4 protein-coding genes are annotated in these 5,174 nt (G+C 71.2%); 3 read left to right on the plus strand and 1 reads right to left on the minus strand.

Translation table 11 applies throughout. The annotated features are described in order from the left end of the window. Positions 1 to 442: 442 nt before the first annotated feature. From ETD83_RS39065 to ETD83_RS39075, 3 genes are all read left to right on the plus strand, one after another. Complete coding sequence (locus ETD83_RS39065) at positions 443 to 2,005, plus strand: M4 family metallopeptidase (RefSeq protein ID WP_230421487.1); 1,563 nt, start codon at positions 443 to 445, stop codon at positions 2,003 to 2,005. Positions 2,006 to 2,100: 95 nt separating this feature from the next. Next, positions 2,101 to 3,105 (plus strand): M28 family metallopeptidase, encoded by a 1,005-nt coding sequence (locus ETD83_RS39070; RefSeq protein WP_138650233.1) that lies wholly within the window; start codon positions 2,101 to 2,103, stop codon positions 3,103 to 3,105. Between the two features lie 569 nt (positions 3,106 to 3,674). Then, a complete protein-coding gene (locus ETD83_RS39075) occupies positions 3,675 to 3,893 on the plus strand; it encodes a DUF2277 domain-containing protein (RefSeq protein ID WP_138650235.1) in 219 nt (72 codons plus the stop codon). A 69-nt stretch (positions 3,894 to 3,962) separates the two neighbouring features. Here the strand turns inward: ETD83_RS39075 and ETD83_RS39080 are convergent, their stop codons facing one another. Further along, complete coding sequence (locus tag ETD83_RS39080; RefSeq protein WP_138650237.1) at positions 3,963 to 4,982, minus strand: aspartate-semialdehyde dehydrogenase; 1,020 nt, start codon at positions 4,980 to 4,982, stop codon at positions 3,963 to 3,965. Positions 4,983 to 5,174: the final 192 nt, after the last annotated feature.

Genomic DNA, 5,174 nt, shown 5'->3' on the forward strand with positions numbered 1-5,174 from the left:
GCCCGTACCCCATCACCCCCTGAAGCCCGCCGGGTTCCGGCGCGCCATCGCCCCCTGAGGCGCGCCCGGGCTCTGCCGCGCGCCCTCGCTCGGGGACGCCTCGGCCGACCCTGCCGTGCACCCTCGCGCGACCCTGCCGTGCACCCTCGCCCCCTGGCGCGCACCCGGCTCCGGCGCGTCCCATCGCTCCCTGGCGCCTGGCGTCCGCGCTGTCCAGGGGCGGGGTTTCGAGTTTTCACTTAACAACACGCCACGGATTGAAAATCCAGTCCTACTTGGACTCATTGACACATTTCATAACTAGGAGTGCACTTCGGGACAGCTCATCCGGATGAGCACCCCCATCCCAACCCCCGCCGGACGGGTGACGGTCCACGCGGAGGCGCTCCCACAAGGGCCTCCACGCGCCGCGCCATGCCCGGCACGTGGAAGGAGCACCCCCGTGAGACACCAGACCGCGATCGGGGCTGCGGCGCTGTCCGCCTGCCTCGCCGTGGCGTTGTCCGCCCCCGCCATAGGTGCGACCGCCAGCAGCACCCCCGCCAAGCCCGATCCCCGCACGCTCGCCGCCGGCTCGGCCGACCGCGCCGTCGCGGCGCAGCCGTCCACGTACAAGACGGCGCCCGAGGACAAGATCGTCCGCCTCGGGGTCGTGTCCAGCCTGAACGGCCTCCAGCACGTGTCCTACGCGCGGACGCACGCCGGTCTGCCCGTGTTCGGCGGCGACTTCGTCGTCACCACGAACGCGAGCGGCGCCGTCCTGAGCAACTCCGTCAGCCAGACCAAGACGCTCGACCTCGACACGACGGCGAAGGTCTCGGCGGCCCAGGCCGCGAAGACCTCCCGCGCCCGCGTGTCCAAGGTCGAGAGCGCCTCCGCGCCGCAGCTCACGGTGATGGCTGAGGGCTCGGGACGCCTCGCGTACGAGACCGTCGTCACCGGCGTCCACAAGAACACCCCGACGAAGCTGCACGTGTTCGTCGACGCCAAGAGCGGCAAGGTCGTCCGGACGTTCGACGAGGTCGCCGACGCCGCGCCCGCCGCCGACGCCGCGGCCGCCGACGACCGCAGCTTCTACCACGGGACCGTCGACATCAGCACCGCGGCCACGTCCATGCAGGACCCGGCGCGCAACGGCGTCCGGTGCGGCGGCCAGAACGGCCAGACCTTCACCGGCACCGACAACGTCTGGGGCAATGGCAGCGGCACCGACCTCGAAACGGCCTGCGTCGACGCCATGCACGCCGCCCAAAAAGAATGGGACATGCTGAAGGAGTGGCTCGGCCGCAACGGCATGAACGGCAGCGGCGGCGGCTTCCCGATGCGCGTCGGCCTGAACCAGGCCAACGCGTTCTGGAACGGCAGCTACACCAACTACGGCCGTAACCAGGCCGGCACCAAGCAGGCCACGGGCATGGACGTCGTCGGCCACGAGAACGGCCACGCGATCTTCCAGACCACCCCCGGCGGCTCCAGCGGCGGCAACGGCAACGAGAAGGGCGGGCTGAACGAGTCGGCCGGCGACATCTTCGGCACGCTGGTCGAGTTCTACGCCAACGAGCCCGCCAACCTCGACCCGCCGGACTACCTGGTCGGCGAGGAGATCGACCTGGTCGGCCAGGGCCCGATCCGCAACATGTACAACCCGAGCGCGCTCGGTGACCCGAACTGCTACTCGTCCTCGATCCCGCGCACCGAGGTGCACGCGGCGGCCGGCCCGCAGAACCACTGGTTCGTGCTGCTGGCCGAGGGCTCGGGCGGGAACCCGTCCAGCCCGACGTGCAACAACTCGACCGTCACCGGGATCGGCATCCAGAAGGCCGGAAAGATCTTCATGGAGGGCCTCAACCGGAAGACGACGGCCTGGAGCCATGCAGCCGCCCGGGTGGCGACCGTCAACGCCGCCAAGCAGCTGTTCCCCGGCTCCGCCGCCGAGTGCAACTCGGTGAAGGCCGCGTGGGCCGCGGTGACCGTGCCTGCGCAGTCCGGCGAGCCCGCCTGCTGAGTGAGCGACGGTTCCTGATCACCTTCAATCTCGCGGCCCGTGACGGGGCCCGCTCCCCCGTCTCGGGCCGCGCCCCTTTGCATGGAGGACACCTCGTGAGATCGCGCACTCTGGCGACCGTGGGGGCGGCAGCGCTGGCCCTCTCCGCCCTGCTCCCCGGCGCGGCCGCGTCGGCGACCCCGCCCGCGGCCCCGCCGGCGCCTCCGGTGGCGCGGGCCGCCGCCGCGCCCGACATTCCGGTCGCCAACGTCAAGGCTCACCTGTCGCAGCTCCAGAGCATCGCCAGCGGCAACGGCGGGAACCGCGCCCATGGCCGTCCCGGCTACCGCGCGTCCGTCGACTTCGTGAAGAGCAAGCTGGACGCGGCCGGGTACCAGACGTCCATCCAGTCGTTCACCTACCTCGGCGCGACCGGCTACAACCTGATCGCGGACTGGCCGGGCGGCGACGTCAACAACACCCTGATGGTCGGCGCGCATCTCGACAGCGTCTCGGCGGGCCCCGGCATCAACGACAACGGCTCGGGCTCGGCCGCGAACCTGGAGGTCGCCCTCGCCGTCGCCCGCGAGGGCCACAAGCCGAACCGGCACCTGCGGTTCGGCTGGTGGGGCGCGGAGGAGCTCGGCCTCATCGGGTCGACGCACTACGTCAACAACCTGCCGGCGGCCGAACGCTCGAAGATCAAGGGCTACCTGAACTTCGACATGGTCGGCTCGCCCAACCCGGGCTACTTCGCCTATGACGGCGACGGGACCAGCGGGAGCGGCGGCCCGGCCGGGTCCGCGGAGATCGAGAAGGTCCTCCGCGACCACTTCGCGTCGATCAACGTCCCGGTCGAGGACACGGCGTTCGACGGACGCTCCGACTACGGCCCGTTCATCCGGTACGGGATCGCCGCCGGCGGCCTGTTCACCGGTGCCGAGGGACGCAAGACGACCGCGCAGGCGCAGAAGTGGGGCGGCCAGGCGGGCGTCGCGTACGACCGCTGCTACCACGCGTCCTGCGACACCACGTCCAACATCAACGACCCGGCGCTCGACCGCAACGCGGACGCCATCGCGCACGCGGTCTGGACGCTGGGCGGCAGCGGCGCCAGATAGAACGGGTCCACGACCGTCCTGAACGGGGGCGGCCGCCGCAGCGAACCGGGCGGCCGCCGCCGCGGACGCGGGCCGCGCGGCGGATTGGGCGGCCGGTAGCGGACACAGACGGCGGATGTCTCCGCATAAGCCGGGAAAACGTCCGTCTCGTCGCCGCGGCCGCGGACGCGGGCGACGGAAGCCTCACCGAGGCCGAACCCGACTCCATCGGGACGACCGCCGGAGGCCTCCACATTCGCCCAGGTCAACGAGATATTTCAGAAATTTCGATGACCCCGTTCAGCAATGTTGAAAATCCAGTGGCGGATGGATCCGTTGACACCTTGGGCGTCGTCGCGGTCCAATTTTGGACAGCCCGACCCACTCCCAAGGGCTGACCTAAGGCGGCCGCACGGGACGAATCTCGGCCCGGCCCGTGCACCGCCGCCGCCTAGACGGGGCCCCGCCCCCCGCCGGGTCCCTGGTGCCCTCGTCCGGCCTCTCCGCCGGACGAGGGCCCGGGGCCCTCAAACCCCTCCGGGCCGCCGGCGCTGGAGTGGGATGTCGGCCCCACGGGTCACAATGGGTGCATGTGCCGCAGTATCAAGACTCTTCGACCGCCGTTCACCGACGACGTGACCGACCAGGACGTCCGGGCGGCAGCGCTCCAGTACGTCCGCAAGATCTCCGGGTTCCGCGCGCCCGCGTCCCACAACGCCGAGGCGTTCGACCGGGCCGTCGAGGAGATCGCCCAGAGCACCGCCGCGCTCCTGAACGCCCTGGAGATCCGCGGCCGCCGCGCGAGCTGACCTCCCCGACCACCACCGCAGCTCGGCTGGCCGGGCAGGCGGAGCCGCCCGGCCCGGCAGGAGCGCGGTTTACTCGGCGGCGACCAGCTCGGCGATCTGGACGGTGTTGAGCGCGGCCCCCTTTCGGAGGTTGTCGCCGGAGCAGAACAGGGCGAGGCCGTTGTCGACGGTCTCGTCGCGGCGGATGCGGCCCACGTAGGTCGGGTCCTGGCCCGCGGCCTGGAGCGGCGTCGGGACGTCCGACAGCACGACGCCGGGCGCGCCGGACAGCAGCTCGCTCGCCCGCTCGGGGCTCACCGGACGCTCGAACCGGGCGTTCACCTGCAGCGAATGGCCGGTGAAGACCGGGACGCGGACGCACGTCCCCGACACCTTCAGGTCCGGGATCTCCAGGATCTTGCGGCTCTCGTTGCGGAGCTTCTGCTCCTCATCGGTCTCGGCGAGCCCGTCCTCCACGATCGACCCCGCCATCGGCAGGACGTTGAACGCGATCGGCCGCACGTACACGGACGGCTCCGGGAACTCCACCGCCGAGCCGTCATGGGTCAGCCGGTCCGCGTTCTGGACGACCTTGGTCGCCTGGTCGTGCAGTTCCGCGACCCCGGCGAGCCCGCTGCCGGAGACCGCCTGGTAGGTGGAGACGACGAGGGCGGTCAGCCCGGCCTCGGCGTGCAGGGGCCGCAGCACCGGCATCGCGGCCATCGTCGTGCAGTTCGGGTTGGCGATGATCCCCTTGGGACGGCGCGTCGCCGCGTGCGGGTTGACCTCGGCGACGACCAGCGGGACGTCCGGGTCCATCCGCCAGCCGGACGAGTTGTCGATCACGACGGCGCCGGCCGCGGCGACCTTCGGCGCCAGCTCCTTCGACGTGGTCTTCCCGGCGGAGAACAGCACGATGTCGAGGCCCGAGTAGTCGGCGGACGCCGCGTCCTCGACGGTGATCTCGGAGCCGTTCCATGGCAGCTTGCGTCCGGCCGAGCGGGCCGAGGCGAACAGCCGCAGCTCGTCGACCGGGAACCCGCGTTCGGCCAGGATCTCGCGCATCACGCCCCCGACCTGGCCGGTGGCCCCGACGATCCCGATTCTCATGCCGCTCCCTCTGGTAGATCGCTTTGACCTGGAGTGTTACCCAGGCTGTTCAGGTCGTCCAATGAATAACCCTACGCAGAGGGTTCAAGCGCTCCTTAACAGACGCACCCCAGCCGACCACCCGCCAACCGCCCGCCGCCCGTCCCGACCGGCCTGGCGGGCCGTCCTGACGGGGCCTGGCGGGGTCTGGCG

It is taken from the genome of Actinomadura soli, assembly GCF_005889715.1.
Classification (GTDB): domain Bacteria; phylum Actinomycetota; class Actinomycetes; order Streptosporangiales; family Streptosporangiaceae; genus Spirillospora; species Spirillospora soli.